At 60.3% G+C, this 25893-nt stretch carries 26 protein-coding genes; 13 read left to right on the forward strand and 13 right to left on the reverse strand.

Annotated elements, in window-relative coordinates:
* Positions 1 to 58: 58 nt before the first annotated feature.
* From VGL70_00730 to VGL70_00760, 7 genes are all read right to left on the reverse strand, one after another.
* Positions 59 to 1048 (reverse strand): KpsF/GutQ family sugar-phosphate isomerase, encoded by a 990-nt coding sequence (locus tag VGL70_00730; protein HEY3302038.1) that lies wholly within the window; start codon positions 1046 to 1048, stop codon positions 59 to 61.
* A 1-nt stretch (position 1049) separates the two neighbouring features.
* Entirely contained in the window at positions 1050 to 1877 is an 828-nt protein-coding gene (gene kdsA, locus VGL70_00735; GenBank protein HEY3302039.1) for a 3-deoxy-8-phosphooctulonate synthase, read from the reverse strand.
* Between the two features lie 145 nt (positions 1878 to 2022).
* Positions 2023 to 3666 carry a CTP synthase gene (locus VGL70_00740; GenBank protein HEY3302040.1) on the reverse strand — a complete coding sequence of 548 codons (1644 nt, stop codon included), beginning with the start codon at positions 3664 to 3666 and terminating at the stop codon, positions 2023 to 2025.
* Positions 3667 to 3686: 20 nt separating this feature from the next.
* A complete protein-coding gene (kdsB, locus tag VGL70_00745) occupies positions 3687 to 4445 on the reverse strand; it encodes a 3-deoxy-manno-octulosonate cytidylyltransferase (protein ID HEY3302041.1) in 759 nt (252 codons plus the stop codon).
* Positions 4446 to 4619: 174 nt separating this feature from the next.
* Positions 4620 to 4847 (reverse strand): hypothetical protein, encoded by a 228-nt coding sequence (locus VGL70_00750; GenBank protein ID HEY3302042.1) that lies wholly within the window; start codon positions 4845 to 4847, stop codon positions 4620 to 4622.
* Positions 4848 to 4903: 56 nt separating this feature from the next.
* Positions 4904 to 5308: a retroviral-like aspartic protease family protein gene (locus tag VGL70_00755; protein HEY3302043.1), complete on the reverse strand. Its 405-nt coding sequence runs from the start codon at positions 5306 to 5308 to the stop codon at positions 4904 to 4906.
* A 301-nt stretch (positions 5309 to 5609) separates the two neighbouring features.
* Positions 5610 to 7028, reverse strand: a complete 1419-nt coding sequence (locus VGL70_00760; protein HEY3302044.1) for a glycosyltransferase family 39 protein — start codon at positions 7026 to 7028, stop codon at positions 5610 to 5612.
* Positions 7029 to 7212: 184 nt separating this feature from the next.
* On the opposite strand from VGL70_00760, the gene VGL70_00765 reads away from it, so the two are divergent.
* The 4 genes from VGL70_00765 to VGL70_00780 all read left to right on the forward strand — a co-directional run bounded on the left by VGL70_00765 (position 7213) and on the right by VGL70_00780 (position 10314).
* On the forward strand, positions 7213 to 8310 hold the full coding sequence (locus VGL70_00765) for a mandelate racemase/muconate lactonizing enzyme family protein (GenBank protein ID HEY3302045.1): 1098 nt from the start codon (positions 7213 to 7215) through the stop codon (positions 8308 to 8310).
* Positions 8311 to 8513: 203 nt separating this feature from the next.
* Entirely contained in the window at positions 8514 to 9608 is a 1095-nt protein-coding gene (locus tag VGL70_00770; protein ID HEY3302046.1) for an amidohydrolase family protein, read from the forward strand.
* Between the two features lie 96 nt (positions 9609 to 9704).
* Positions 9705 to 9929, forward strand: a complete 225-nt coding sequence (locus VGL70_00775) for a hypothetical protein (GenBank protein HEY3302047.1) — start codon at positions 9705 to 9707, stop codon at positions 9927 to 9929.
* A 196-nt stretch (positions 9930 to 10125) separates the two neighbouring features.
* Positions 10126 to 10314: a hypothetical protein gene (locus VGL70_00780; protein ID HEY3302048.1), complete on the forward strand. Its 189-nt coding sequence runs from the start codon at positions 10126 to 10128 to the stop codon at positions 10312 to 10314.
* A 59-nt stretch (positions 10315 to 10373) separates the two neighbouring features.
* Here the strand turns inward: VGL70_00780 and VGL70_00785 are convergent, their stop codons facing one another.
* Positions 10374 to 11030, reverse strand: coding sequence for a hypothetical protein (locus VGL70_00785; GenBank protein HEY3302049.1), 657 nt, complete (start codon positions 11028 to 11030; stop codon positions 10374 to 10376).
* Between the two features lie 193 nt (positions 11031 to 11223).
* Between VGL70_00785 and VGL70_00790 the strand changes: the two genes are divergently transcribed.
* A complete protein-coding gene (locus VGL70_00790) occupies positions 11224 to 12162 on the forward strand; it encodes a kelch repeat-containing protein (protein HEY3302050.1) in 939 nt (312 codons plus the stop codon).
* Positions 12163 to 12639: 477 nt separating this feature from the next.
* Here VGL70_00790 and VGL70_00795 read toward each other — a convergent pair whose 3' ends face one another.
* Positions 12640 to 13353, reverse strand: a complete 714-nt coding sequence (locus VGL70_00795) for a hypothetical protein (GenBank protein ID HEY3302051.1) — start codon at positions 13351 to 13353, stop codon at positions 12640 to 12642.
* A 1-nt stretch (position 13354) separates the two neighbouring features.
* Positions 13355 to 16339, reverse strand: a complete 2985-nt coding sequence (pruA, locus tag VGL70_00800) for an L-glutamate gamma-semialdehyde dehydrogenase (protein ID HEY3302052.1) — start codon at positions 16337 to 16339, stop codon at positions 13355 to 13357.
* Positions 16340 to 16494: 155 nt separating this feature from the next.
* On the opposite strand from pruA, the gene VGL70_00805 reads away from it, so the two are divergent.
* On the forward strand, positions 16495 to 17148 hold the full coding sequence (locus tag VGL70_00805) for a hypothetical protein (GenBank protein HEY3302053.1): 654 nt from the start codon (positions 16495 to 16497) through the stop codon (positions 17146 to 17148).
* Here the strand turns inward: VGL70_00805 and VGL70_00810 are convergent.
* The 3 genes from VGL70_00810 to VGL70_00820 all read right to left on the reverse strand — a co-directional run bounded on the left by VGL70_00810 (position 17119) and on the right by VGL70_00820 (position 18914).
* Complete coding sequence (locus tag VGL70_00810; protein HEY3302054.1) at positions 17119 to 17973, reverse strand: co-chaperone YbbN; 855 nt, start codon at positions 17971 to 17973, stop codon at positions 17119 to 17121. The two genes, VGL70_00805 and VGL70_00810, sit on opposite strands and share 30 nt — an antisense overlap.
* 7 nt (positions 17974 to 17980) lie before the next feature.
* On the reverse strand, positions 17981 to 18250 hold the full coding sequence (locus VGL70_00815; GenBank protein ID HEY3302055.1) for a carboxymuconolactone decarboxylase family protein: 270 nt from the start codon (positions 18248 to 18250) through the stop codon (positions 17981 to 17983).
* A 163-nt stretch (positions 18251 to 18413) separates the two neighbouring features.
* A complete protein-coding gene (locus VGL70_00820; protein HEY3302056.1) occupies positions 18414 to 18914 on the reverse strand; it encodes an OsmC family protein in 501 nt (166 codons plus the stop codon).
* 237 nt (positions 18915 to 19151) lie between these two features.
* On the opposite strand from VGL70_00820, the gene VGL70_00825 reads away from it, so the two are divergent.
* The 7 genes from VGL70_00825 to VGL70_00855 all read left to right on the forward strand — a co-directional run bounded on the left by VGL70_00825 (position 19152) and on the right by VGL70_00855 (position 25889).
* Positions 19152 to 20246: a HAMP domain-containing sensor histidine kinase gene (locus VGL70_00825; GenBank protein ID HEY3302057.1), complete on the forward strand. Its 1095-nt coding sequence runs from the start codon at positions 19152 to 19154 to the stop codon at positions 20244 to 20246.
* A gap of 149 nt (positions 20247 to 20395) precedes the next feature.
* Complete coding sequence (locus tag VGL70_00830) at positions 20396 to 21739, forward strand: sigma-54 dependent transcriptional regulator (GenBank protein ID HEY3302058.1); 1344 nt, start codon at positions 20396 to 20398, stop codon at positions 21737 to 21739.
* Between the two features lie 169 nt (positions 21740 to 21908).
* On the forward strand, positions 21909 to 22877 hold the full coding sequence (locus VGL70_00835; protein ID HEY3302059.1) for an ABC transporter substrate-binding protein: 969 nt from the start codon (positions 21909 to 21911) through the stop codon (positions 22875 to 22877).
* 46 nt (positions 22878 to 22923) lie between these two features.
* The gene (locus tag VGL70_00840) at positions 22924 to 23721 is read left to right on the forward strand and encodes an ABC transporter ATP-binding protein (protein HEY3302060.1); all 798 of its coding nucleotides are present in this window, start codon (positions 22924 to 22926) and stop codon (positions 23719 to 23721) included.
* 3 nt (positions 23722 to 23724) lie between these two features.
* Entirely contained in the window at positions 23725 to 24495 is a 771-nt protein-coding gene (locus tag VGL70_00845; GenBank protein ID HEY3302061.1) for an ABC transporter permease, read from the forward strand.
* 52 nt (positions 24496 to 24547) lie between these two features.
* A complete protein-coding gene (locus VGL70_00850) occupies positions 24548 to 25564 on the forward strand; it encodes an ABC transporter substrate-binding protein (GenBank protein HEY3302062.1) in 1017 nt (338 codons plus the stop codon).
* A 13-nt stretch (positions 25565 to 25577) separates the two neighbouring features.
* Complete coding sequence (locus VGL70_00855; protein HEY3302063.1) at positions 25578 to 25889, forward strand: hypothetical protein; 312 nt, start codon at positions 25578 to 25580, stop codon at positions 25887 to 25889.
* Positions 25890 to 25893 lie beyond the last annotated feature (4 nt).

Here is a 25893-nt window from a genome sequence, read left to right on the forward strand (position 1 = left end):
GGAGTTTTATCCTCAGGGCTTTCTTGCGGACTCGTGCGGGAATGCGTTGCACTGGAGATCAGGCGATGCCGGCCTTCAAGAGGTCGTGCAGGTGCAAGATGCCCACCGGCTTGGTGTCGCCCTGCTTCTCGACGACGAAAAGGGAAGTGATGGGACTCGGGATATTCTCCTCCATCATGGAGAGGGCCTCCGCCGCGAGGGTATTCTTCTCGATCGAGCGCGGCTGGCGGCTCATGACCTCCCCGGCGGTTTGGCTGAGCAGTCCATCGCCGTGCGCCTGCAGTCCGCGGCGGAGGTCGCCGTCGGTGATAGCCCCGATTAGATTGCCGCGCTCGTCGGTGACTCCGGTTACACCCAGCCGCTTGGAAGTGATGACCAATATGGCTTCCTTCATCCGAGTCTTCCGGTCGACCAGCGGCAAGTCGGCGTCGCGATGCATCAGATCTTCCACCCGCAGCAGCAGCTTGCGCCCGAGCGTCCCGCCCGGATGCCTGAGGGCGAAGTCGTCCTCTTTGAAGCCCTTTTTTTCGAGCAGCACGACCGCTAACGCGTCACCCAGCGCCAGCGCCGCGGTGGTGCTGGTCGTCGGCGAGAGCCCCATCGGGCAAGCTTCCTCTTTGACGCCGGCGTTGAGCACGACGTCGGCCGCAGTCGAGAGATTGGAGCCGGCATTGCCGGTCATGGCGATCAGCTTCACGCCCAGCCGCTTGACGATGGGAACAAACTTGAGAATCTCTTCCGTCTCGCCGCTGTTGGAAACGGCCAGAACGACGTCCCCCTTGTTGATCATTCCCATGTCGCCGTGATTGGCGTCGCCGGCGTGGAGAAACAGCGACGGCGTCCCCGTGCTCGAAAGCGTGGCGGAGATCTTGCGGCAGATAAGGCCCGATTTCCCGAGGCCCGTAACCACGACTTTTCCCTTGCAGTGATAAAGCAGATCCACCGCGCGGACGAAGTTTTCGTCGAGCCGGTCGACGAGCGACAGGATGCCCCGCGCCTCGATGTCGAGCACGGCGCGCGCTCGCTTCAGCGTCTTACCGGAATCCATACTAATTTCGTTTCGCCAGTTGGTCGATCTCTTTCACCCGCTTGAGCAGCTCTTCCAATTCATTGAGCGGCAGCGAATTGGGCCCGTCGCTGAGCGCCTTGTCGGGGTTCTCGTGGACTTCCATGAACAGCGCGTCGATACCGACTGCGACGGCGGCCTTGGCGAGCGCCGAAATATAACGGCGCTCGCCGCCCGAGGCTTGACCCAACCCGCCGGGAAGCTGCAGGCTGTGCGTGGCGTCGAAGACGACGGGATAGCCCAGCTCGCCCAACACCACCAGCGAGCGCATATCCGAGACCAAATTGTTATAGCCGAAAGAGACGCCGCGCTCGGTCACCATGACCCGTTCGTTTCCGGACGAGACGATCTTTTCGACGATGTTGCCGACGTCCCATGGCGCCAGGAACTGTCCCTTCTTTACGTTCACGATCTTGCCCGACTGCGCCACGGCGACGACGAAATCGGTCTGGCGGCAGAGAAGGGCGGGAATCTGGAGCACGTCGACGGAATCCTTTGCCAGATCGACTTGTTCTTTTTCATGCACGTCGGTGAGAACGGGGACGCCGATCTCCTGCCGCACTTTGGCGAGGATGCCGAGCCCTTCTTCGACCCCCGGTCCGCGGAAAGAAAACAGCGAAGTGCGATTGGCCTTATCATAGGAGGATTTGAAGATGAAGGGCATGCCGACTCGATCGGCCGCTTGCTTGATGAAGGCGGCGTGCCTCATGGCCGAATCGACGCTCTCGATCACGCACGGCCCGGCGATCAGCGCCAGCGGCCGCCCGCCGCCGATCTCGAATCCGCCGATTTTTATTTTTTTGGCAGCCATCGTGAGGAGCTAGTAAAACACCGGCAGGCGCAGAATGCAAATTTTCATGTCTAAGGCGTATTCACCACAGAGGCACACAGAGCTCGCGGAGTTAACATCGGCTCTTTCCCTCTCCGCGTCCTCCGCGCCTCTGCGGTGGGTAGTCTTACGTCCGCGCGACTTTGATCCGCGGCACTTCCTTCAGCGCCTGCCGGTTTTGCAATGCGGCCTTGATAAATCCCTTGAAGAGGGGATGGGCGTCCATCGGACGCGACTTGAACTCGGGGTGAAATTGACATCCGAGGAACCACGGATGATCTTTCAACTCGACGATCTCGACCAGACTCGCGTCCGGCGACAGGCCGCTCGGGAACATGCCTTTTTCAGCGAACGCGTCGCGGTATTTGTTGTTGAACTCGTAGCGGTGGCGATGGCGCTCGGAGATTTTTTTCTTGCCGTAGACTTTCGCGGCGAGGGAATCGTCCTGGAGAATGCAGGGATAGGCCCCGAGTCGCATCGTCGCGCCTTTTTTCTCGACGCCTTTCTGCATTTCCATGAGGTCGATCACCGGGTGCGGCGTGTGGGCGTCGAATTCGGTCGAGTTCGCCGCGTTCAAGCCACAAACGTTGCGTGCGAACTCAACCACCGCCATCTGCATCCCGAGGCAAATGCCGAAATAGGGGATGCGGTTCTCGCGGGCGTAGCGCGCCGCTGTGATCTTTCCCTCGCTGCCGCGGTCGCCGAAGCCGCCGGGAACGAGAATGCCGTCGGCCTGATCCAAAACTTTCGTGCCGCTCTCTTCGATGCTCTCGGCCTCGATGCACTGCAGGTCCGCCTTCGCCTCGTTGGCGATGCCGCCGTGCACCAGCGCTTCCATCAGGCTCTTGTAAGACTCCTTCAGCTCCATGTACTTTCCGACGACGGCGATGCGCACGGTCTCTTTGGGATTCTTCAGCACCTGGACGACTCTCTCCCATTTTTTGAGATTGGGCGCGCCCGTCCACATGTGGAGCTTCTCGACGACCTTCTCGTCGAGACCCTCCTGGTGGAAAATCAGCGGCACTTCGTAAATCCATTCCACGTCCTTGGCGGTGATGACCGAGCTTTCGTCCACGTTGCAGAAGTGCGCGATCTTGGCCTTGATCTTTTTGTCCAGCAGGCGGTCGGTGCGGCAAAGCAAAATGTCCGGCTGGATTCCGAGGCCGGTCAGCTCTTTCACGCTGTGCTGCGTTGGCTTGGTCTTCAGCTCTCCGCCGCCGGTGATGTAGGGAACCAAGGTCAGATGAACGTAGAGAACGTTTTCCTTGCCCCAGTCCCAGCCGAACTCGCGCACGGCCTCCAGGAACGGCAGGCCTTCGATGTCGCCGACCGTGCCGCCGACTTCGCAGATGGCCATGTCGTAGCCTTCGGCGGCGGCCTGGATGCGCCGCTTGATCTCGTCGGTGATGTGCGGGATCACCTGCACCGTGCCGCCGAGGTAATCGCCGCGCCGCTCCTTGCTGATGACGGTTTCGTAAATCTGGCCGGTGGTGAAGTTGTTTTTCTTTCCCATCGGCGTCGAGACGTAGCGCTCGTAGTGGCCGAGGTCGAGATCGGTTTCCGCGCCGTCGTCGGTGACGAAGACCTCGCCGTGCTGAAACGGGCTCATCGTGCCGGGATCGACGTTGATGTACGGATCCATCTTGAGCAGCGTCACCTTCAAACCGCGGCTTTCCATCAGCGCGCCGATCGAGGCGGAGGCCAATCCCTTGCCCAGCGACGATACGACGCCTCCGGTTACGAAGATGAATTTGGTTTTCACGCTTGCCATAGTGCGTTCCGTCTCCTGCTCTATTGCCGCGCGCTGCTGAGGTACTCTTCCGCCTTCAGTAAATCTTCCGGCGTGTCCACCTCCACTGAAGGCTCCTCCACGTCTGCAACGCGAATGCGATAACCGTAGGACAGAACCCGAAGCTGCTCCAATTTTTCCGCCTGCTCCAGCGCCGTCTGGCGCATACCGGCGAACTTCAGCAAAAACTCGCGGCGATAAACGTAAATCCCCACGTGGCGATAGCCAAGTAGGGCGCCGTTCGCGGCGTGCGCCGGAGCGCCGTTATCTCCCCGCGCGTAAGGAATCGGCGCGCGGGAAAAATAAAGCGCGGATCCTTCCCGGTCGGTGACGACCTTGACGACGTTCGGGTTGAGCCATTCGTCGCGCTCGAAGATCGGCGTTCGTGCCGTTCCCATGGGGATCGAGCGGTCGCGGCGCAGCGGGTTCAGCGTCCGGAGAATCGTCTGCGGACGGATGAAAGGCAGGTCTCCCTGAACGTTGACGATCCACTCGGCGCGGATTTTCCTGGCGACCTCGGCGAGGCGGTCGGTGCCGCTCGCGTGCTTTGCCGAGGTCATCACTGCCTCGGCGCCGAACTGTTTCGCCGTCTCAAAAATGCGGCGATCGTCGGTGGCGACGATGACGCGATTCAATCCGGGAGTGCGGGAAGTGTTTTCATAGACGTGCTGGATTATCGGTTTGCCGCCGATCATGGCCAGGGGCTTTCCGGGAAAGCGGCTCGAACCGTAGCGGACCGGGATAATCGCGACGACGGCCATATTAAGCTCCGGGCGCCGGCCGGCGGGTTGTGTGGCCGGTACTCGGAGTTCTGCCGCCAAAAATAAAAAGCCGCGATGGCCTTCTTGGAAAGCGCATCACGGAATTTGACTATATCCCCCGCGCCGGATCGTGTCAATGAGAATTTGGATTTTGTGGTGGGTTAACGGCTCGCCTCACGCGCCGTTCGCCGTCAACGCGCGCTTTGCAACTTCCGGTAGCTCGATCGGCGCAAACATTGAGGCGGGATAGAGATACCCGTCGGGTTCTGACTTGTCTTCGTCGATGACGCGCAGCATGTTGTGCGCTTCCGCCTCCGCGTCCGGCAAGGTGCGGTAAACTTTGCCTACCAGCAGGCTGGCAGGGTTACTGCTGTTGTTAATGCAGATTACAAAATCGCTCATCGATTGCCCCAGTCGCCGCTAGTAGCGATCGGTCTGAAGGGAGTAGTTAGCACTCTTTAAACCAACGGGATGAGAGGCTTTTCCGGCGATCTCGGATTGGGAACGAGGCGCTTCTCTGCCGGACAAATGTGCCAGTCCATCTCTTCAAGCGGAACCGCTCCCAGAAGCGGCTCCGCTCCGTGGGGAAGCTCGATCACGCGCACCTGACAAGTTCTCCCTTGGACTTCCACTTCTGCAATGCCGAATACGCGATAGTCGTGCTCGCCGGCAGCGGTGGTGTAGACACGCACCTCGTCCAGATACTCAAGGCGGAGGGGTTCGAGAAGTTCGACGGGGAGCACGAACTCCGCTGCGCCGGAATCGACCAGCGCCTGGCACTCTATTTCTTTTCCTTGTTTGTCTGACGGGAGGTACCGGTTTTGCCAGTTCCTCACCTTCACCGGAACGCGAAATACTCCCATAACTTCTCTGATAGCAGATTTTCTTTTTCTGCGCTATGCGAAGCTCGGTCGCGCGTTCGGCGTCGGCCGGAAGCAGAAGGTTAGGGGTAAAAATTCAGAATGATATCCCTTTTTCTTTCCCAGTTTGGGTGCTGTGGCATTTTTTCTCCTAGGTACTACGAAAAAGCAATTTGACATCTTAGCAAGTCAACTCAGTCAACAACGTCCCCTAAATTCCCCGCTAAATTCCCCTAAATTCCCACGTCCCCTAAATTCTCAACTCAGTCAACAACGTCCCCTAAATTCCCCCTAAATTCCCCCTCTAAATTCCCCCTAAATTTCCCCGTCCAATCTCATACAGGAACAGCTGATTAAACTCTCCATTCTCACGCGCACTGCCCCATCGCCAATTTGCTACCAGCGAGCGGCGGGATTGAAGCGGTTCGGTTTCAACCTCCGAGCACTGAAACTTGCGGCAGACAAACAAAAGCCTGCCGGTCTTTTCCTTTTCTCCAAGATCGCTCCAAAGCCGGACAGATCCCGATGTTCGATAATACGACAGGGGTCGAACGACCCAACGCTCCTGCGCGACAACCGGCATCGAAGCATACTGTTCGTCAAGTTTGGTCGCGACATCGCGCCATGGCGGCTTCGTGTTGTGCGGGAACGCGGTTGGCAGAGACGCGGCTGTCCACGCCAGCAAGATCAGCCAGAATCCTGCGGCCAAAGTCCGCGGCAACATTGTCAGACACAATCCAATCACAATGACGAATGCGACCGTTGATTGAAGCAGTTGCCGCGAAGCAAAAATGGACGCTGGTCCGGATATCGAGACGATATAAACGACTGCCGGCAGTCCAAAGGCTATGAGAAACAGGAGCAAATGGCGAGCGCCCACATCTCTCGGTAGGACGCGGTATCGTATGGACGCCGCTCCGAGCGCCGCCAGCAGCACGAGTAGCCAGTGCATTCGCAGCACCGGGGTTTCTCCGAACACGGATAGGTAGAACCGCACCAAATCGACAAAAGTCGGCGGCGTCATCCACGCGACATGGCGTGATGGATCAATTCCTCTCGAGATTGAGTCGCTCAACGCAGCGATGAACCAGGGCAGGATGAAAACGGTTCCCGCCGAGGCATAGGCAACGATCCTCCAGCTCTCCGACCGCAGAGTGAACAATGCGACGCTGATTTGAACGGCGATGAGCAATATCGCGAGATATTGGGCATAGAGCAGGACGCAGCACGAGACGGCCCAAACCGCCAGGCGTTTACGCTCACGCGGCTCCTGGAGAACTCTGAGGAAGGCGAGTACGTTAGCGGTTGAAAGAAACGCGATCAGAGCGTAGGGCCGCGCCTGCTGCCCGTAGTAGACAAAAAATGGACTTAGAGCGACGATTGAAAGTACGCCGAGAGCGAGCCACGGGGAAAGATACCGGCGAAACAACGGATATGACGTCGCAAGGAAGGCGGCCGAGAACAGCACGCTCAAGGATCGAGCGGATGCCTCCGAGACCCCGAATGCTTTCATCCATAGATAAAGGAGGAGGTTTTGCAGCGGAGGATGCGGCTTATCTCGCAAAGAGCCCGAGATCACCTCCGCAAACTGTTTGCTCGCGAGTTGAACGGAGAAGACTTCGTCCCCATCCAAGCTGTAGTGAATTTCGTGCAGGCGAACGGTCAAAGCAAGCACGACTAAAACTACAACGAGGATATATTCATATCGAAGCTTGGATTTCACGCGTGTTCCTAATCAGCGGAATCGGAACTGGGCAAGCCATACTTTAAAGCGACATGGAGCGTCAAGAGTTATTTAGCGCCAGGCTAATTGGCGCAGACAATTCCTCGCTCACCGAATTCGTCCCGAGCGGGTTGCAAACTTTACCGCCGCGGAGGTAAATACAAGCGTTATCGGAGGCAGATAGATGAAGATCACCCGGGTCCGGGCGGTTTCGCACAAAGTTCAAAACACGATGACCGGCTGGAAGACTTCGCTCGGCGGTCACGACACGCACGAGCTGATCTTCGTCCGGATCGACACCGACGAGAAGATTTTCGGCGTCGGCGTGGCGAGTCCCGGCGCGATTTTTATCAGCGGCGATACCGGCGCTAATCACTTGGAGCTGCTGAACAACCGCTTCGGTCCGGCGCTCGCCGGCATGTATCCTTTCGATATCGAAGCCATCATTCAGAAGCTCGATTCGATTGTTCGCGGCGCGGAAAGGGCGAAGGCGGGCATCGACCTCGCGCTGCACGACCTCATGGGAAAGGCTTTGCGCGTGCCGGCGAACCGTCTGTTCGGCGGCATCGTTCAGCGCCGCGTCCGCGTCACGCGGCTGATGGGCATGTTCGAGCCGAAAGAAATGGCGGAACGATCAATAGATCTCGTACAGCGCGGCTACACCGCGCTGAAGCTCAAGGTCGGGACCAACATCAAGGACGACGTCGAGCGGGTGAAGCGCGTGCGCGATGCGGTCGGCCCGGACGTCACGCTTACGATCGACTTCAACCAAGCCTGCTCGGCGAAAGAGGCGATCCGCAGCGTCAACCGGATGGAGCCGTACGATGTCACGCTCGTGGAGCAGCCGGTCAAGGCGTCGGATTTGAAGGGCATGGCGCTGGTGCGGCAATCCGTAAGTCCGCTTGTGATGGCGGACGAAGCCGTCAACTCCGCGACGGACGCGCTGAAAATCATCGACGCCGGCGCGGCGGACGTGATCAGCTTAAAAATTCCCAAGATGGGCGGTATCTTCAAGGCGCGTAAAGCGGCGGCCGTGTGCGAAGCCGCCGGCATCGATTATCTCGTCGGCACCGCGCCCGGCAGCCGGCTGCTCGACGCCGGCAACGTTCATCTGGCGGCGAGCCTCAAGAATCTAAAGCTCCCATGCGAGATCGGCGAGTTCGAGCGCATGGCCAACGATCCATGCAGCGGGCTGGAAATCGCCGGCGGCTTTTCCTCCCCGCCGGAAAAGCCGGGCTTGGGTGTAGAGGTCGATCTGATAAAAATCGGCTTGGTGGAATAGGCGGGAAGGCTAATCACTTTGCGAGAGCGAAGGGCGTGAGGGAGAGGGCCAAGTCCTCGCTATGCTCGGAATTTCAAATCGCAGATTTCAGATCTCAGATTTGGGATTTGAGATTTGTCATTTGAGATCCCGAAGGGCTCGGTCGCGGCCCGAAGACTCGCGCCCTGAGCGATCGCTTTAGTGGAAACAGTAAGGGCGGACTCATGATCATCGACGCCGACGGACATCTATTCGAGACCGAAGAGGTCTTTGAAAAATATATGGAGCCGCCGCTTCGCAACTATCGGCCGCGGCTCGTGTCGAACGATGAAGGCGCCAACTTCTGGGTCGTGGACGGGGCGACGCGCTACAGCCGGCCGAGCATTCCCGGCGCCGGGAATCCGGGCTCGGCGGCGCCGCCGGGAAAAAAGCTTCAATCGGCGCGCCGCGCTTCGGTCGGCAGTCAGACTCTCACGAACGTAAAAGAGCGCCTCGACGATTTGGACAAAGAAGGCATCGACGTTCAGTATCTCTACCCGAGCTTTCTCTTGCACATCAACTCATGGAAAGACGGCGTTCTCGGCAACGGCGTCTGCCGCGCCTACAACAGGTGGCTCGCCAAAGTATGCGCGGAAGCGCCGGATCGTTTGAAAGGGGTCGGCGTGGTTTGCTTGCGCGATCCCGATGGCGCCGTTGAGGAAGTCGTGCGGATCAAATCGCTTGGCCTCGCTGCGGTGATGATCAACGGCACGATCGGCCCCAACCGGCTGGATCATCCGACTCATGAGAACTTCTTCGCCGAGGCGAACCGACTCCTCCTACCGGTCGCGGTTCATTTCAGTTTCGAATTTCCCGCGGTGAGCGAGCTGTTCCCCCATTTTTTCCCCAACCGCGTCCTGGCGGGAATTTTTCCCATCATGGCCGGCTTCACGAGCGTCATGTGCTCCGGACTGATGGATCGCTACCCGAACTTGCGATTTGCATTTCTCGAGGGCGGCTGCAACTGGGTCGCCGCTTACGTCGAGCGCATGGACGATCATTTCGAGAACCCGCGTTACAACGCGCGCCAGTTGATCGGCCGCCCGCCGAGCGAATATTTGAACTCCGGCAGGATTTTTTTCGGCTGCGAAGGGAACGAGTCCGCGCTCGGCCGCATCGTCCAAGAGCTCGGCGCAGACAAGCTGCTTTACTCCTCGGATTACCCTCACGCCGATCGCACCGCAGGAACGGCTCGCTTTCTCCAAGAGCGCGGCGATCTACCCGCTTCGGCAAAAAAGAAGCTCCTGGAAGAAAATGCCGGGCGCTTCTACGGTTCATAGAATCCGCTGGAAATTCAAAAGGTTGTTTCTCCGGCGATGATCGGGTTGCAGCAACCCCCGCCTCCCGCGTCTAAGCTGCCAAAGGGAGGTGATTCTATGAAAAGCATGCTCAAGCTGTTCGTGGCGGCCTTGATGACACTGGCATTCAGCAGCGTCAGCTTCGCCCAGCCCGCAACCCCGGCCACTCCTCCGGAGAAGTCCAAAAAGGACGAGGAGAAGGTGACAAAGGGGGAGAAGAAAGGCGAAGAGAAAGGCAAGGCGAAAGGTAAAGCGGCGTCCGAGGAGAAGAAGGAAGAGAAAAAGGGCGACACCAAGAAGTGATCTTCACTCCTACCCAAATGGGAGAGGGCTGGCGGCTCACTCGCCAGTCTCTCTCCCATCCCGGTCCGATCACGTCACTAATCTTCGACAAAATGATTCCATGAGCTTGCTTGATTTCACCCATACCGTTCTATAAACTTTCAGCGGACTGGGCATGTGGTTCCGCATGTTTGGTGAGCCGAAAGGAGGAGCGGAGATGGAGCTGCCGAAATGCCAGAAGTGCAACAACGGGTTGCTGATCCCGCTATCGGATTACGGCCAGGAAGGCGCTTCCGTGACGTTCAAAGCCTGGGCCTGCACGAACCCGGATTGCGGATTTTCTCTCCGGGTCGATAAAGGAGAGATCACCTACGGAAAGAGAATCGAGCCGAAACACGAGCGGTGAGAATCCAGTCGTGAGATGCGCCAACCGAGCGTATCTCCCTTTTCCTTTCGTCGGCTGCATCAAGCAGCGTTTGCCCGGTTAAAACTCTGGATCGCGCGCGCAAATAGCTCACACCCGCGGTCCAATGCTTCGAGACAACACTTTTGCGTCGCCGCATCCAACGCGTAACGCTTGAGCGCTTCAGGCGCCAGCCATTCGTGTCCCTCTTCATCTCCCAGCAAGGTGTCGCGATAGATCGAAGCCGTCTTCGGGTCGATCGGCTCGACGCGCTCGATGAACGATTTCGACGTGCGCGGAAAAAACTCTTCGTGCCCGTACTGCACGCTGGCGAGCAGCTCGCAAAAAGAATCCAGCGAAGCGTGATAGTCCCATAACGCCTTCAACTCCGGGAGCGGCGCGCTCCAGAGCGCGTCAGGATCGCCGTCGAGTTCCTTGATTCTGTCGCGCAAAATCGCCGCGTGCTTGAGCTCATTGGCGACGTATTCCGACAGCGGCCGCTGGATGTCCAAATCCGGCACCTGATTGACCCATCTCGCGGTGACTTCGCCGGCGCGGCGTTCCATCACGACGCCGAACTGAAGCCGGCGGAGAATCACGGCGCGCGTCAAAGGTTTTTCCGCGCCGTAACTCTTCCGGTCGGCGGTCATCTTTGCCCACGCGGACTCTCTCCGTTCGTCCAACGCTTTCAGAAAGGCATCGGGATTTAGAGCTTCCATGCGCGCCTCCAAATCGGTAGGGTGTTTAAAGGATGCGGTTAACGATTAAACAATACGCGAGCTTTTTTCAACCCCGAATCCGAGAGGCAAATTAGCTCAGAAAAATTTAACCGCAAAGAACACATAGGGTTCAAGGCGCTCAGAAACAATTTCTTTGAGTTCTTTGCGTTCTTTGTGGTGTGGTCCGGATCGTATGAAGTCCTGGCGGTTTATAATATTTTTGCTTCCGCTGGTCATCCCGGCTCCGCCGGTTGCGGCCTTCGCGCAAGCGAGCGGGAAGTGGGTGGTGAAAGCTCCCATGCCATCGGCCCGGACCGAAGTGGCCGCTGCGGCGATCGGCGGCAAGATTTACGTGATGGGCGGCTTCGGGCAAAACGGAGATTTAGTCGAAGAGTATGACACGGCAACTGATCGCTGGCGTCGCCGCGCGTCTCTGCCGCGTCCTCTCCACCACGTCGGCGCCGCCGCGGTGAATGGAAAGATTTATGTCATCGGCGGCTACATCACCGGCGTCGGGTCGATGGACACGGTCTACGAATACGATCCGTCCGCCGATCGATGGCGCGCCGTTTCGCCCATGCCGACGGCGCGCGGCGCCTTGGCGGTGGGCGTGGTCGGCGACAAAATTTACGCCATCGGTGGGGTGGACAAAGATCAACGCAACAGCGGCGCCAATGAGCAGTATGATCCGACAGAGAATAAATGGGTCAAACGCGCGTCCATTCCGTCTCCAAGAGATCACCTGGCCGTCGGCGTCGTGGGCGGCAAGCTCTACGCCGTCGCCGGGCGACTCGACGGACGCCACGCGCGCAACGTCGCCGTCAACGAAGAGTACGATCCGGCGACGGACAAGTGGCGCCCGCGCGCGCCGATCCTGACCGCGAGAAGCGGCATCGGCGGCGCCGCGCTCGGCGGGCGAATTTTCATCTTCGGCGGCGAATCGCCGGCCGGGACTTTCAATCAAGTTGAATCCTACGATCCGATGAAGAACGCCTGGACAACGAGGAATCCGATGCCGACGGCGCGCCATGGATTGGGAGTGGCGGTGGTGGGAGAGACGATCTACGTGATTTCCGGCGGGCCGCAGCCGGGCGCGACTTACTCATCGGTCAACGAGGCGTTCACGCCGTAAAACCTTAGCCGGCCAGGTAGAAGGTAGCTATCGCGAAGAGCCAGGGCGTAAAAAATAGAATAGAAAAGGCACTTATCCACAATAGGCCTCGAATACCCCGCGTCCTCAGAAGATAATCGGGCAGCAACAACGGCCATCCGAAAAACATGAAGGCGGCATATTCGTAGCAAGGCCGATACCCGGTTTGTCGCTCGTCGTCCTGCACCCACCAGACGATCAGTAGCGAAGTACCCCATTGCCAAAGAACGTGAGACAAAGCCGATCCCTCCACGCCATAGTGGGCATAGACCGCCTGGTGTGCCCCCGATAAGAGCCAGAACCCCACAAGCCAGCCCAAGGGGGAAAACAAGCCGCGTACAATGGATGAAGCGACCACTGTGTTCTGGTACCTAGAAATCGACCAAGTCATCACCCAGTTGCAGCAACGCATACTCCGCGAGCGTACGGCGCGTCAAGCGCGATCGCCCGGGGATTCCTCTAAGTCAAGGAAAATTTCTCGCACAAACTCTGCCACGAATTAGTGGCGCACAGGTTTTGCAGCATCGTCGTCGTCGGCGGGAGGAGCGGCAGGTCGCGATTCCCTTCCTTCAATGCCTCTCCGGGCGCTATCCACAGGCTGTCGGCGACTTCTTCTGATTTCTGCAATGCGGTTTGTCCTTCGGGGAGCGCGGCGAGATAAAAACGAGTGTCGAAGCGCATGGGAAAAAATTCCGGCGTCACGCGGTGGGAAAAATATGTGATGCGATTCAAATCGCAGAAAAGATTTTCCGCTTCGAGAAAAGAACCGAAGTCCAAAGATCCTGCGACGAGAGCCTTGCGCCTGTCCTCGAACCTCCGCGCCGTCTCTGGGTCCTTCACATCCGGCGCAGCGCCGTTCTCTCCGACGCAGAGAACGATGCCCACTTCTTCGAACAGTTCTCGGATGACCGCGACCCAGTGCGCCAGCGAAAGCTCCGGGCCGACATGATCGCCGAGGATCCGTTGCGCTTCTCTTCCCGAGAGCCCGCGGCAGCGACGCAGGATCTTTTCCGACCCGTCTTCCGCGCCGACGCTGCCTCCGGGAAAGACATAGTATCCTCCCAAAAACTTCATCTCGCTCAGCCGGCGGGTCAGGAGGATTTCGAATTTTCCGTCTGGGTCGGGGCGGATGAGCAGCACCGTGGAAGCGTGTTTCGGTCTTCCGGTCGCCATCTTAATCTTCCTTTAACTCCTCGGGCGGGACGAAGCCGTGGCGCAGCGTGTTCTCGCTCACCGTCCTCGGTTCGACGAACTGGAGAAGATAGTCCGGGCCGCCGGCCTTGGAGCCGATGCCGGAGAGCTTGAGCCCGCCGAAGGGTTGCCGTCCGACGACGGCGCCGGTGATGCCGCGATTGATATAGAGATTGCCCACGTAAAATTCTCTGCGCGCCTGCTCGATGTGCGCCGGCGAGCGCGAGAACAGGCCGCCGGTCAGCGCGTAGGAAGATTGCTTTGCAATCCGGAGCGCGTCGTCGAAGTCGCGCGCCCGGATCACGGCGAGCACCGGGCCGAAGATTTCCTCCTGAGCCAGCCGGTGCTGCGGCTCGATCTCGCTGAAGATCGCCGGACCGATGTAGTAGCCCTCCTTCGGCACGGCCATTTCCAGCATGCATTTTCCCTCGCGCTTGCCGAGGTCGATATAGCCGGCGATGCGCGCCTCAGCCGCGGCGTCGATCACCGGGCCGATGAAGTGGCGCGGATCTTTGGGCGCGCCGATCTTTAAGCTCCTTACCGCTTCCACCAGCCGCTTGAGCAGGCGATCGTGCACTGCCTCCACCAGGATGAGCCGCGACGCGGCCGAGCACTTTTGCCCCTGATAGCCGAACGCCGAGTCGATGATGTGGGTGACCGCCTCGTCCAGATCGGCGTCCGCGTCGACGATGACCGCGTTTTTTCCTCCCATTTCCGCGATCACGCGCTTCACGTGTTGCTGGCCGGGCTGGTAGGTGTAGGCTTCGCTGAGAATCTCCAGGCCGGCTTCGCGCGAGCCGGTGAAGGCGATCAGATGGACGGCTGGATGGCGCACCAGATAGGCGCCAAGCTCGCCGCCGCCCTGAAGGAGCTGGCACGCGAGCGGCGGCAGCACGGCTTCACGCAAAATATCCAACAGGTGAAAACCCATCACCGGCGACTGTTCGGCGGGCTTGATAATAGCGCAGTTGCCGGCGACCAGCGCAGCCGCGGTCATGCCGGCAAGAATCGCCAGGGGAAAATTCCACGGCGCGATTACGACGGCGACGCCTCTGGGCTCGTAGAAATAGAGATTGCTCTCGCCCGGAAGAATCTCAGTCGCGCGCGGCTCGGCCAGGCGGATCATCTCGCGGCCGTAGTATTCCAGGTAATCGATCGCCTCGACGACGTCGGCGTCCGCCTCGCGCCAGCCTTTGCCGACTTCGAAAACTTCCCAGGCGGCGAGCTCGAGACGCCGCTCGCGCATGATCGCCGCGGCGCGGAAGAGGATCGCGGCGCGCTCGCGGGCCGGCGTCGCGCGCCAGCCAGGAAAAAATGTTTCCGCCGTCTCGATCGCTTGATCGGCCTCTTTTTTTCCGGCGAGCGGCACGCGCCCCACGATCTCTTGGATCTCTTGCTGCGCGGCCGGATTCACCGACTCGATCCACGTTTCACTTTTCTCCTCTCCGCCGCCGATCCAGAGAGGATAGTTCCGTCCCAGTTTGCTCTCGACTTCGCGCATAACGGCGGCGAAGCGCTCGCGGTTTTCCCGCCGGGAGAAATCGAGCGGCGGCTCGTTGACGAATTCTCCGGGATTCTCCGCATCGGTGAGGCGCGGAGTTGCGGGCGGCACGGGCTCTGCCCGCGTTTTGGGCACGGGGGCTTCGATCAGCGATTCGATCTGTTTCTGCTCGGCGTAGGTCTGGCGCAAAAACGATGTATTCGAAGTGTTCTCCATCAGCCGCCGGATGAGATAGGCGATGCCGGGAATCAACTCACCGACGGGAACGTAGACGCGCACGCGCCGGCCGCTTTGAATGATCGCCTGGCGCACGGACTCGGCCATGCCGAAGAGCATTTGGATCTCGTAGCCGTTCTCAGGGATGCCCAGATGCCGGGCCGCTACCACCGCATGAGCGAGGCTGCGCAAATTGTGGCTGCCGAAGGCCGCGTCTATGATATCGTGATTTTCCAACAGCAACCGAGTGAGGCGCTCGTAGTTGGCGTCGGTCGCGGCCTTGTCGAGAAAAACCGGGATGGGCCAATTCTTCTGCTTGGCCCAGGCGATCTCGCTGTCCCAGTAGGCGCCTTTGACGAGCCGCACGCCGACCCGCCGCCGGCGCTCTTTCGCCCAGCGGATGAGCGCGGCGAGATCGCTCTCGGCGTCGCGCAAATAGGCTTGCATTGCTATCGTCACGCGAGGGCGTCGGCTAAATTCCTCCTCTTCCAGCAGAGAGCGGAAAATGTCGAGGGTCAGATCTTTGTGGGCGTACTGCTCCATGTCGACGGTGAGCGCCGCATCGAGCTTGGAAGCCTCGCGCAAAAGCGGCCGGAGCCGATCTTTCACGGCGATCTCGGTGTCCAGATCGAGGGGATCGAAGCGCGCGCAGAGCGCCGAGAGCTTTACTGACAGATCGATTCTGGGAAGCGGCCCGTCCGGGCCGGCGTCGATCTGCGGAGCCGAAGGCCAGTCCCGGCTTGCCGCGGCCAGACGGCGCAGTAGATCGATGTAGCGGCGTTGCATCGCAAGGGCTTCGCCGTCGCTTACCGTCGCCTCGCCCACAACGTCCAGAGTGAACGCCGAGGGCTCTTGGCGCAACTTTTCCAACACCGGGACGAGCGCCTTGCTCTCCTCCTCGGCGATAAAACGGCGCGCGAGGCGAACGACGTTGTGCCGCACGAGCGGAGCGACTAGCGCTCCCGCGTGGAGCGCCTGCGCGAGAAAGACGAGGCCGCCCAGGGCGTGGTCCACACGGCCGAAGTACTCGCGCAGGTGGCGGCCGATCTCCGCCGCCGAATCCAGGCTCGGCAGCACGTCGACGAAGCGGAACAGCGCCGTGCGGAGCGATTCGTCGGCGAGCGCGCCGTCGATCATTCGGCCGATCCAGTCCTGCGGCTCAAAGAGAGAAGGCTTGTGCGCGGACGCTTTGATATAAAGCGAGCGGGCCAGCTCGCGGACTTCGGCTTCCATGTTATGGGAGAGCTGCATCGACGATCCCGTTCCAGTGTATCACATTACCTTGGCGCTCAATGATGAAGCTCCCCCTCACCCTTCCCTCTCCCCCGCGACGGGGGAGAGGACAAAGGAGAGGGGGTTTCCGTTCGAGTTGATCCGCGCGATGAATTCACCTAGCTTAGGAAACCGTGAAGCTGGAGCTGAGCGATATCTCGGTCGCCGGAATGGAGCACGACGGCCGTCTGCTTTGGCTGGCCATTCCAAAGCAAAAACGCGTGGCCACATACGATCCGGCGACCGGAAAAACCGAAACGAAGCTCACTTACACTCATGAAGTCTGGGATGTCTCGCCGGCGGAGACGGGCCTGTGGTTGTTGACCGCGGGGGGAAAGCTCGACCGGCAAATCGTCTTCTGGTCGTTTGCCGACGATAAACCGGCGCTCACGTTCGGTTGCCCGGAGGGCGCGGCGGCGGGCGCGACGCTCGTCGACGGCAAGCTCTGGCTCACGCACCGCAACAACCGCAAGCTCTATTGTCTCGATCCCGAGACCGGCAAGACCAACTGGGTGATTCGCACGGAAAATGAAACTTTCAGCCCGGCGGCATTTAGACATGAGCTGTGGATGATCGAATCCGAGCCTGGGCCCTTGGGCCACTGGGGCGAAAAACGCCAGGCGAAATATTTTTTTTCGCGCTACGATCCAGCGCGCGAGCTTGTGGTCGAGCGGCTCCCCGTCGATTTCATTCCGACCTGCATGGCGTACGACGGTGAGCGTTTCTGGTACGCCGAGTCGGACAAGAACGGCATCGCCTCAACGGAAAAGAACTTTCGCCAGCTCTGAGCGGTACTTTCGCGTCAACTCGTTGTCGTCTCCCAAAACCTCGAAAATTTGCAGCATCGCTTTCCGCGCGGCGTCGTCGCGAAAGCCCCGGTCTTTTTTGACGATCGAGAGAAACTCGGCCAGCGCCTCTTCGTATTTTTCATTCGCGGCCAGCGCTTGCGCCAGCTCCAATCGCTTCGCCAAATTATCAGGATCCGCGGCCGCAGCGGCGCCGAGCGCGGCCTCGTCTTGGCGGCCGGCGCTTTTGAGCGTCAGGCGGGCGATGAGCTGGTCGGCGTCTTTACGCTCGTCGCTGGTGAGCGGCACTTTCTCCAGCAATTCGAGCGCCTTTTTGTCTTCGCCGGCCGCTATAAGAATGCGCGCCAGGCCGAGAAGCGCCTTGGGATGATTGGGATCCGATTGCAGGATCTTCTCGTAGAGGGCTCTTGCCTCTTCCGTTCGCCCGCTCTTTGCCAACTCCTCCGCTTCCACGGCGTCGCGATCCGCCTCCGAAGGAAGGAAGCGGGACAGCCATTGGCGCACGGAGTCCTCCGGCAGCGCGCCGGTGAATTCACCCGCTATCTTGCCGTCCGCGAAGACTTTTACCGCGGGGATTCCTTGAATATGGAAGAGCGCCGCCAGCTCGGGATTTTCGTCCACGTTCACCTTGGCGAGAATGAAGTCTCCGGCGTGCTCTTCCGCGAGCCGCTCCAAAACGGGTCCGAGAACTTTGCACGGCCCGCACCACGGCGCCCAGAAGTCTACGACCACCGGCGCCCGGCTAGAGCCTTCCAATACTTCCTTCTCGAAATCCTCTTCGTCGACTTCGATCGTCCAGGGGTTCATGAGACTTCTATTGACCTCCGCCGTATTTGGGGTCGTTGTCGATTATTTTCTTGGCGAAATTTCTCACCTGAGCCGCCACGGGGCGGATGGAGCAAATGGTAGCCTCCCAGATTTCGTCTTCCGTGGCGCCGGCCTTGCGGGCCCGGTCGAGATGAAGCTTGGCGCCATACTCGTGGCCGATCGCTAGATTCACCGCAAAGCGGATGAGCTCGGATACCTTCGGCTCTAAAGAGCCTTCCTTGTACTCGATGCCGAAAAATTCCATCTGCTTAGCCATGCTCTTTCTCCTTTCGAATTAGTTTAGCTCTTATGCTGAGCGTGTCACCGGTCATTCCATACTTTCCGCTCGCGCGGCCCTCACCCTTGCCCTCTCCCTCAGGGGAGAGGGTTGGGGTGAGGGAAAAAATGAGAGACGGAAGCCATCGAATGCAGTTAGCACGTTACGTTCTCTTCTTGCCTAAGTTGTCGGGATCAAATGCATTGCCGTTCAAAGTAAACTCCCGCTCGACCGGCACGGGACGAAGAATCGTTTGCAGCACGTAACAGCCGTTCTCGGCGTTGCGGACGACGGCGGCAATCTTCTCAACGGCCTCATCGGAATCGAGCTCCAACCGCGTCTCAAAGCCTAGCCCCTGCGCCCGGACGGTCTCGGCCAGGACCGAGCCTTCGCTTTTAAATTTAGCTTTGACGAACACGCGCGCCTTTTTAATCCTGGTTTTCATCATCTCCGCGTACCGGGAGATCTGCGTCAGCAGTCAAAAACCCAGAGAGAGGGAAAAGTAAGCCAGCGGCGGCGGTGCGGTGTTCTCGCCGCCCGTGCGCTCCGCCTCGTCGCAGTAAACCGTAAAGCCGCGCGCGCGGCCTTCCTTCCGCATCTTTTGAAGAGTCTCGGCATCCGCCTCGAGCACGATCTCGCGCTTTATCCGAATGTCTTCAGCCATTTTTCTTCCTCCTCCGGGGGCGATCCGTTTCGCTCCCGACTCAGTCTTAAATATAGTAACGATCGCCGGTATTTTCCACTGTGCGGCGATCGCTTCCCGCCAAGGCTTTTGCCTTGGCGGTTTGCTAAGGCAAATAAGTTGGTTGACAGGACCGCCGCTTCACTCTAGGCTCTTCGAATATATTGTCGTCGTTGCTAGATATACCAAGGCGGCGCGGTAGCCGACTGAGGTGGCCTATTGAATGCGAATTGGGTTCGTAAAGAACTCGGCGTCGCTATCGTATTGATCCTCGCGCTGGCGGCGCTGGGTTACCTCTTTTATTTAGGATCGGAGGGCTGGAGGGACGGCGCCGACGCGCGGCAGATCGCGGTCGAGGGACTCCTTTTCGTCTTCGTCTTTATTTGGAATCTGGCGATTCTGCCTCGATGGAGATCCGCCGGAACCTTGTGTTTGGGATCTCTTTTATTTTTGCTCGGCAGTTTTGCCGACGTCGCCGACAATTTTTTTTACCAGCCGCGCTGGGGCGATTGGCTCGTGGAAGACCTCTCGCTCGCTTTAGGCGCGGGGTTGATGGCGTTGGGCATCCGGGCCTGGGTGAGAGAGAAAGACCGCCTCTTGGCCCAATTTCAAAGAGAGCGCGATTTCGAGGCCTCATTGATCCCTAAACTTTTTCACGACCTCAGGGTGCCGCTCGGCAACCTGATCGGAATGACCGACATCGCGCAGGGTGATCCGAAGTTTTCGGAGGATTCCGGCCGGCGGCGCGAGTATTTTGACGTCGTCATGCGGGCGGCGAACGACATGTACTTTCTCATCGACAACGTCCTCGAAACCTATCGTATCAAATCGGAAACGCTGCGGCTGAGCCCGGCCGCGACCTCCCTGACGGCGCTGCTCGATGAATCGCTCAGGGATTTTCACTACCAGGCGAGAAAAAAGCAGATCGGCTTAACTACGGATTTTCCGGAAACCGACATAGAGCTGACGGCCGACCGCGTCAAAATCGTCCGGGTGATCCAGAATCTCTTGGCGAACGCGATCAAGTTTTCTCCGCGGGGAGGAAAGATCATTTTGAAGGCGGGGGCACAGGACGGCCGGATCACGATCCGGGTGGTCGACGAGGGCCCGGGCGTGCCGCAGGAGTTGCTCGCGCCGCTCTTCGATGAAGCCACGGCGGCTCCGAGGATGGAATCCGACGAAGCCGGCGAGGGCTTCGGACTCGGGCTCAAGGTAGTGCGCGAATTCGTTCGTCTTCACGGCGGCCGCTTCTGGATCGAGTCCAACTCTCCCCATGGCGCGCAGTTTTGCTTCTCGCTGCCGCAGCGGCAATAACATGGTTAGTTTTGGATAACGGAATCGGAAAAAGATAGCTCGCGCAAAGGCGCAAAGAACGCCAAGTTCGGATAAAAAGGAAGATATTTTCCTTCGCGCTCTTGGCGTCTTGGCGCGATAAACCGAAATCCAAAATAAAAAATAGAACGATGGCCAACAAGATTCTCATCGTGGACGACGAGCCTTTCAATCTCGATCTGCTCCAACAGGAGCTGACCGATCGAGGATATGCGATCGAAAGAGCCGGCAGCGGCGCCGAGGCCCTCAGCCAAATCGAATCATTCCACCCGGAACTCATACTCCTGGACTATCAGATGCCCGGCATGAACGGCGTCGATGTTCTTAAAGAGCTGCGCGGCAGGGGACACGATACGCCGGTCATTATGATCACGGCTTACGGCACGATCGAGCGCGCCGTGCAGGCGATGAGGGAAGGCGCGTACGATTTTATTCCCAAGCCTTTCGAGCCGGACCACCTGGCCCTGGTCGTGCGGAAAGCCTTGGAGCGGGAGAGCCTCAAAAGAGAAGTCGAAATCCTCTCGGAAGAAGTCAGCGAGCGGCACCATCTCGTTCTCGGAAAAAGCGCCAAGATGAATCTGGCCGTGGATGCCGCCAAAAAAGCCGCGCACAGCAAGGCGACGGTGTTGCTCCTGGGCGAGAGCGGCACGGGCAAGGAACTTCTCGCGCGCGCGATCCACAAATGGAGCGATCGGAGAGACAAGCCGTTCGTCGCCATCAACTGCGTCGGCTTGTCGAAGGATCTCTTGGAAAGCGAGCTCTTTGGCCATGAAAAGGGCGCGTTTACCGGAGCGCATCAGCTTAAAAAAGGTAAGATGGAGCTGGCCGACGGCGGCACGGTTTTTCTCGACGAGGTGGGCGACGTTACTTCCGAGCTGCAAACCAAGCTGCTGCGCTTTCTTCAAGAGCGGGAGTTCGAGCGCGTCGGCGGAACCAAGCCGATGCGCGTGGACGTGAGAATCATCGCGGCGACCAATCGCGATCTCGACGGCGACATCAAACAGGGGCGCTTTCGGGAAGATCTGTACTATCGCCTCAACGTCGTGCCCATTCACTTGCCGCCGCTAAGAGACAGAAAAGAAGACATCGCGGATCTGGCGAAATTTTTTCTTCAGCGCTTTGCGAAAGAGACAAAGAAGAATTTCGGCGAGATCGCCGCGGAAGCTATGGACTGGCTTCTCACTTATCACTGGCCCGGAAACGTCCGCGAGATGGCCAACGTTATCGAGCGCGCCGTCGTCCTCGGCCTGGGACCGAGACTTGCTTCCGCCGATCTGCCGACGTCCATAGCCGGCGGCGCGCAGGGCTCTTTGCCTGGCGGCCTTTCGTATCACGAAGCGATCGACGCCGCGCGCCGCGAGATGATCCAGAAAGCGCTCGCCCAGGCCGACGGTAACCGCACCGAAGCGGCCAAGCTGCTTGGCCTCCACAAAACCCACCTCTTCAGGCTGATGAAATCCCTCAAAATCGACTGAAGCGGTTCTGCTACTCTGGGTAGCAAACCTGCTACTCTCCGTTTGATCTCGCGACTCTCACACAGCTCACGACATAAAAAATCGGCTGCGATTCCGGTGGCTTGACTTCGGGACATCACCTGCGCGAGTCTGGCACGGCCATTGCGATTAAATTGAGGTGGAGAAAACCATGAACAGAACAACAGCGGCTTGGCTAATCACTATCGTTATCCTGCCTTTTGTTCATCTCGCCCACGCGCAGCAGGCGAAGAAGGTCGCTCGAATCGGCCTTCTCGTTCCGGGCTCGCAATCCGCGTTTTCAGTCCGGATCGATGCGTTCCGCCAGGGACTCAGAGAGCTTGGTTACCTCGAAGGCCAAAATATCGTCATCGAGTACCGTTATGGAGAGGGAAAGACGGAGCGATTGCCTGAGTTGGCGGGTGAGCTGGTCCGCCTCAAGGTAGACGTTATCGTTACCGCCTCTACGCTCTCCGTTCAGGCTGCCAAAAAAACCAGCGGCACCGTCCCCGTCATCTTCACTGCGGTCAATGATCCGGTTGGGACCGGGCTCGTCGCCAGTTTCGCGCGACCGGGCGGGAACGTTACTGGAATGACGAACCTGTCGACCGAACTGGATGGTAAAAGGTTGGAGCTGTTGAAGGAGACCTTCCCCAAGGTCATTCGTGTGGCTTACCTCTGCAATCCAAACTCTCCAAAAAGCGAGATGCAGGCGGCGGCGCAGGCACTCGGCGTTCAGCTCCAAACTCTGGAAGTGCGGAGCGCGAACGATTTCAACCCTGCGTTCGAAGCGGTACTCAAGGCTCGCGCACAAGCGATCATTATATCGCCCAGTCCGGTCTTCATTACCTATCAAAAGCAGATTGTGGACTTTGCGGCCAAGAACCGGTTGCCGGCGGTGTATACAACCGGAGATTACGTGATCGGTGGCGGTCTCATGTCCTATGCGCACAACAACCTTGAGAACTGGCGCCGAGCGGCTACGTACGTCGACAAAATCCTCAAGGGCGCCAAGCCGGCCGAGCTGCCCGTCGAGCTGCCGACAAGCGTGGAGCTCGTCGTCAACATGAAAACCGCCACGGCGCTCGACATTAAGATTCCGCAGTCCGTCCTGGCGCGCGCGGACCGGGTGATCGAGTGAGCAGCGGCAGGTCGAGACAGGCCTCCCGGGAGTAGCAAGCGTGGCGATCATCGAGCTCGAGGGCGTGAGTAAGACGTACCCGAGCCGCGTCGGCCCGACCGAGGCGCTCCAAGATGTCTCGCTGGCCGTCGAGCGCGGGGAGTTCGTCTCGCTGATCGGCCCGTCGGGGTGCGGGAAGTCCACCCTCCTCCGGATCGTCGGCGACCTCGTCCCGCCCTCGGAAGGCGTGGTCACCGTGAACGGAAAGCGCGCCGGGGCGGCGCGCCTCGATCGGGACTACGGCATCGTGTTCCAGGCGCCCGTGCTCTACGACTGGCGTACGGTGGAGGCCAACGTCGGCCTGCCGCTCGAGGTGATCGGCTGGCCGCGGCCGGAGCGGGACCAGCGGGTGCGGGCGCTCCTGCGGCTGGTCGGGCTCGACGCCTTCCGCCGCCATTATCCCTGGCAGCTCTCGGGTGGGATGCAGCAGCGGGTCGCCATCGCGCGGGCGCTCGCGACCAACCCGGCGATCCTGCTCATGGACGAGCCGTTCGGGGCGCTCGACGAGATGACGCGGGAGCGCCTGAACGGGGAGCTCCTGAACGTTTGCCGCGAGACCGGCGCCACCGTGCTCTTCGTCACCCACAGCATCGCGGAGGCGGTCTTCCTTTCGAGCCGCGTCGTCGTGCTGACGCCCCGGCCCGGCCGCATCGAGCGAGTGGTGGACGTGGACCTGCCGCAGCCCCGCAGCGAGAAGACGCGCGCCCTGCCGCGCTTCTTCGAGCTGGTCACCCTCGTGCGGGAGCACCTGGTCGAGGACCCCGCTCTGACCGCCGCGGGGAGCCCCGCCGGCGAGGTCAGGTAGCCGATGCGGCCCGCCCGTGAGTATCTGCCGGTCTTGGGGGTCTTCGCGCTCGGCCTCCTCTTGTGGGAGGGGGTCGTCTTCGCCTTCTCGATCGAGTTCTACCTCCTGCCGGCGCCCCACGTGATCGCGGCGACCCTCCGGCAAACCTACCCGGTCCTGCTGGAGTCGGCGCTCTACACGTTCGGCGAGGCGCTGGCCGGCTACGCCCTGGGCTGCGGCGGGGGCGTGCTGGTCGCCGCGCTGGCGAGCCGGTTCCCGGCGTTCGCCGGCGTCGTTCTCCCCTACGCCATCGCGTCGGCCTCGGTGCCGATCGTCGCGCTGGCGCCGCTGGCGATCGTCTGGTTCGGCATCGGCCCGGGCTCCAAGATCGCTATCGCGACCCTGATGACGTTCTTCCCGACCTTCGTCGGCACGCTCCGAGGCCTGCTCGGCGTCGACGCCCGGAGCCTCGAGCTGATGCGAAGCATCGCCGCGACCGAGTGGCAGGTCTTCTGGAAGCTCCGGCTCCCGCACAGCCTGCCCCACATGTTCACCGCGTTCCGCGCGTGCACCACGCTGGCCATGATCGGCGCCGTCGTGAGCGAGTTCTTCGGCGGCCCGATGAAGTCGCTCGGCGTGTATATCAAGAGCACGGCGAGTCTCTTCCAGACCCGCCAGTCGTGGTCGGCGATCCTCGTGGCCTGCGTGCTCGGGCTGACGTTCTACCTGGCGGTGACGCTCGTCGAGCGCCTCGTCGTGCCGTGGCGAGTCGGCGAGGACCGCGCCGGGGCGTGAACGCCGCCTGGCGCCCTGGTCGAAACCTCATGCGATGTCGGAGGGACCCGCGATGACGAGACGGACGAACGGGACGACGTGGCTCGCGCTGACCCTGGTGACGCTGGGGGCTCTCTTGTGGCCGGGGTCGGCCGCGGCGCAGGCCACGAAGGCGCGGCTCCAGCTCAAGTGGGTGACCCAGGCCCAGTTCGCGGGGTACTACGCGGCCAAGCAGCAGGGCTTCTATCGCGCCGAGAACCTGGACGTTACCATCATCCCCGGCGGCCCGGACATCGTGCCCGAGCAGGTGGTGGCGGGCGGCGGGGCGGAATTCGGGATCGACTGGCTGCCGAGCCTCCTGTCCGCGCGCGAGCAGGGGGTGCCGCTGGTCAACATCGGCCAGGTCTTCGCCTACAGCGGCATGCGGGAGCTCGCGTTCAAGACGTCCGGCATCAAGACGCCGGCGGACCTCAAGGGCCGGAAGGTGGCGGTGTGGTTCGGCGGAAACGAGTTCGCCCTCCTGGCGACGCTCGCCAAGTACAAGCTCGACCCGCAGAAGGACCTCACGCTGGTCCAGCAGCCGTTCGACATGAACCTCCTGCTGCAGAAGCAGGTCGACGCGGCGGCAGCGATGACCTACAACGAGTACAAGCAGGTGCTGGACGCGGGCGTTAAGCCCGAGGACCTGGTCGTCATCGACTTCAACACCGAGGGCACCGCCATGCTCGAGGACGGGATCTTCGTCCGCGCGGACTGGCTCCGCACCGGCAAGAACAAGGAGACCGCCGCTCGGTTCCTCCGAGCGTCCCTCAAGGGCTGGGAGTTCTGCCGGAACCAGGCGGCCGCCTGCGTAGACCTCGTGCTGAAGGAGAGCCCGGTGCTCGGCAAGCCGCACCAGACCTGGATGATGGCGGAGATCAACAAGCTCGTCTGGGGCCCGCCCGCGCCCAAGACGCCGGCCGGGAAGATGGACCCCGAGGCCTTCAAGCGCACCGCCGACATCGCGCTGAAGTTCGGCGTGATCAAGAAGCCCGCCGAGCCGTCCGCCTACACCCACGAGGTCTGGGAGCTGACCCGGACCCTGCGCTAGGGATGGGCTGACGGTGATATCCAGACACTGGAAGGGCATCGCCAGGCTGGGGCAGGCCGAGAGCTACGTGAACCACTTGCGGACGGACACGTTCCCGCAGCTCTCGGCGATCCCGGGCTTCGTCCGTGCCGGCATTCTCCGGCGGGAGGTCGATGCCGGCACCGAGTTCAGGATCGTCACGGTGTGGGAATTTCTGAGCGCGATCCGCGCGTTCGCCGGGCGGGATCCCGAGGTGGCCGTCGTGCCTCCGGTCGTCCAGGCCATGATGGCGGATTACGATGCCCGGGCGGTGCACTATGAGATCGTCGATGCTTATGAGCGGTGACGCC

The sequence above is a fragment of the Candidatus Binatia bacterium genome (assembly GCA_036504975.1).
Taxonomy (GTDB): Bacteria; Desulfobacterota; Binatia; order UBA9968; family UBA9968; genus JAJPJQ01.

What these genes read in the sequence shown, in the direction of transcription:
- VGL70_00775 (HEY3302047.1), top strand. Translation starts at nt 9,705, where the DNA reads ATGAAAAGCATGCTCAAGCTGTTCGTGGCGGCCTTGATGACACTGGCA.
- pruA (HEY3302052.1), bottom strand. Translation starts at nt 16,339, where the DNA reads ATGCAGCTCTCCCATAACATGGAAGCCGAAGTCCGCGAGCTGGCCCGC.
- kdsB (HEY3302041.1), bottom strand. Translation starts at nt 4,445, where the DNA reads ATGGCCGTCGTCGCGATTATCCCGGTCCGCTACGGTTCGAGCCGCTTT.
- VGL70_00780 (HEY3302048.1), top strand. Translation starts at nt 10,126, where the DNA reads ATGGAGCTGCCGAAATGCCAGAAGTGCAACAACGGGTTGCTGATCCCG.
- VGL70_00765 (HEY3302045.1), top strand. Translation starts at nt 7,213, where the DNA reads ATGAAGATCACCCGGGTCCGGGCGGTTTCGCACAAAGTTCAAAACACG.
- VGL70_00785 (HEY3302049.1), bottom strand. Translation starts at nt 11,030, where the DNA reads ATGGAAGCTCTAAATCCCGATGCCTTTCTGAAAGCGTTGGACGAACGG.
- VGL70_00845 (HEY3302061.1), top strand. Translation starts at nt 23,725, where the DNA reads ATGCGGCCCGCCCGTGAGTATCTGCCGGTCTTGGGGGTCTTCGCGCTC.
- VGL70_00795 (HEY3302051.1), bottom strand. Translation starts at nt 13,353, where the DNA reads ATGGCGACCGGAAGACCGAAACACGCTTCCACGGTGCTGCTCATCCGC.
- VGL70_00810 (HEY3302054.1), bottom strand. Translation starts at nt 17,973, where the DNA reads ATGAACCCCTGGACGATCGAAGTCGACGAAGAGGATTTCGAGAAGGAA.
- VGL70_00790 (HEY3302050.1), top strand. Translation starts at nt 11,224, where the DNA reads ATGAAGTCCTGGCGGTTTATAATATTTTTGCTTCCGCTGGTCATCCCG.
- kdsA (HEY3302039.1), bottom strand. Translation starts at nt 1,877, where the DNA reads ATGGCTGCCAAAAAAATAAAAATCGGCGGATTCGAGATCGGCGGCGGG.
- VGL70_00850 (HEY3302062.1), top strand. Translation starts at nt 24,548, where the DNA reads ATGACGAGACGGACGAACGGGACGACGTGGCTCGCGCTGACCCTGGTG.
- VGL70_00755 (HEY3302043.1), bottom strand. Translation starts at nt 5,308, where the DNA reads ATGGGAGTATTTCGCGTTCCGGTGAAGGTGAGGAACTGGCAAAACCGG.
- VGL70_00830 (HEY3302058.1), top strand. Translation starts at nt 20,396, where the DNA reads ATGGCCAACAAGATTCTCATCGTGGACGACGAGCCTTTCAATCTCGAT.
- VGL70_00730 (HEY3302038.1), bottom strand. Translation starts at nt 1,048, where the DNA reads ATGGATTCCGGTAAGACGCTGAAGCGAGCGCGCGCCGTGCTCGACATC.
- VGL70_00815 (HEY3302055.1), bottom strand. Translation starts at nt 18,250, where the DNA reads ATGGCTAAGCAGATGGAATTTTTCGGCATCGAGTACAAGGAAGGCTCT.
- VGL70_00770 (HEY3302046.1), top strand. Translation starts at nt 8,514, where the DNA reads ATGATCATCGACGCCGACGGACATCTATTCGAGACCGAAGAGGTCTTT.
- VGL70_00740 (HEY3302040.1), bottom strand. Translation starts at nt 3,666, where the DNA reads ATGGCAAGCGTGAAAACCAAATTCATCTTCGTAACCGGAGGCGTCGTA.
- VGL70_00835 (HEY3302059.1), top strand. Translation starts at nt 21,909, where the DNA reads ATGAACAGAACAACAGCGGCTTGGCTAATCACTATCGTTATCCTGCCT.
- VGL70_00750 (HEY3302042.1), bottom strand. Translation starts at nt 4,847, where the DNA reads ATGAGCGATTTTGTAATCTGCATTAACAACAGCAGTAACCCTGCCAGC.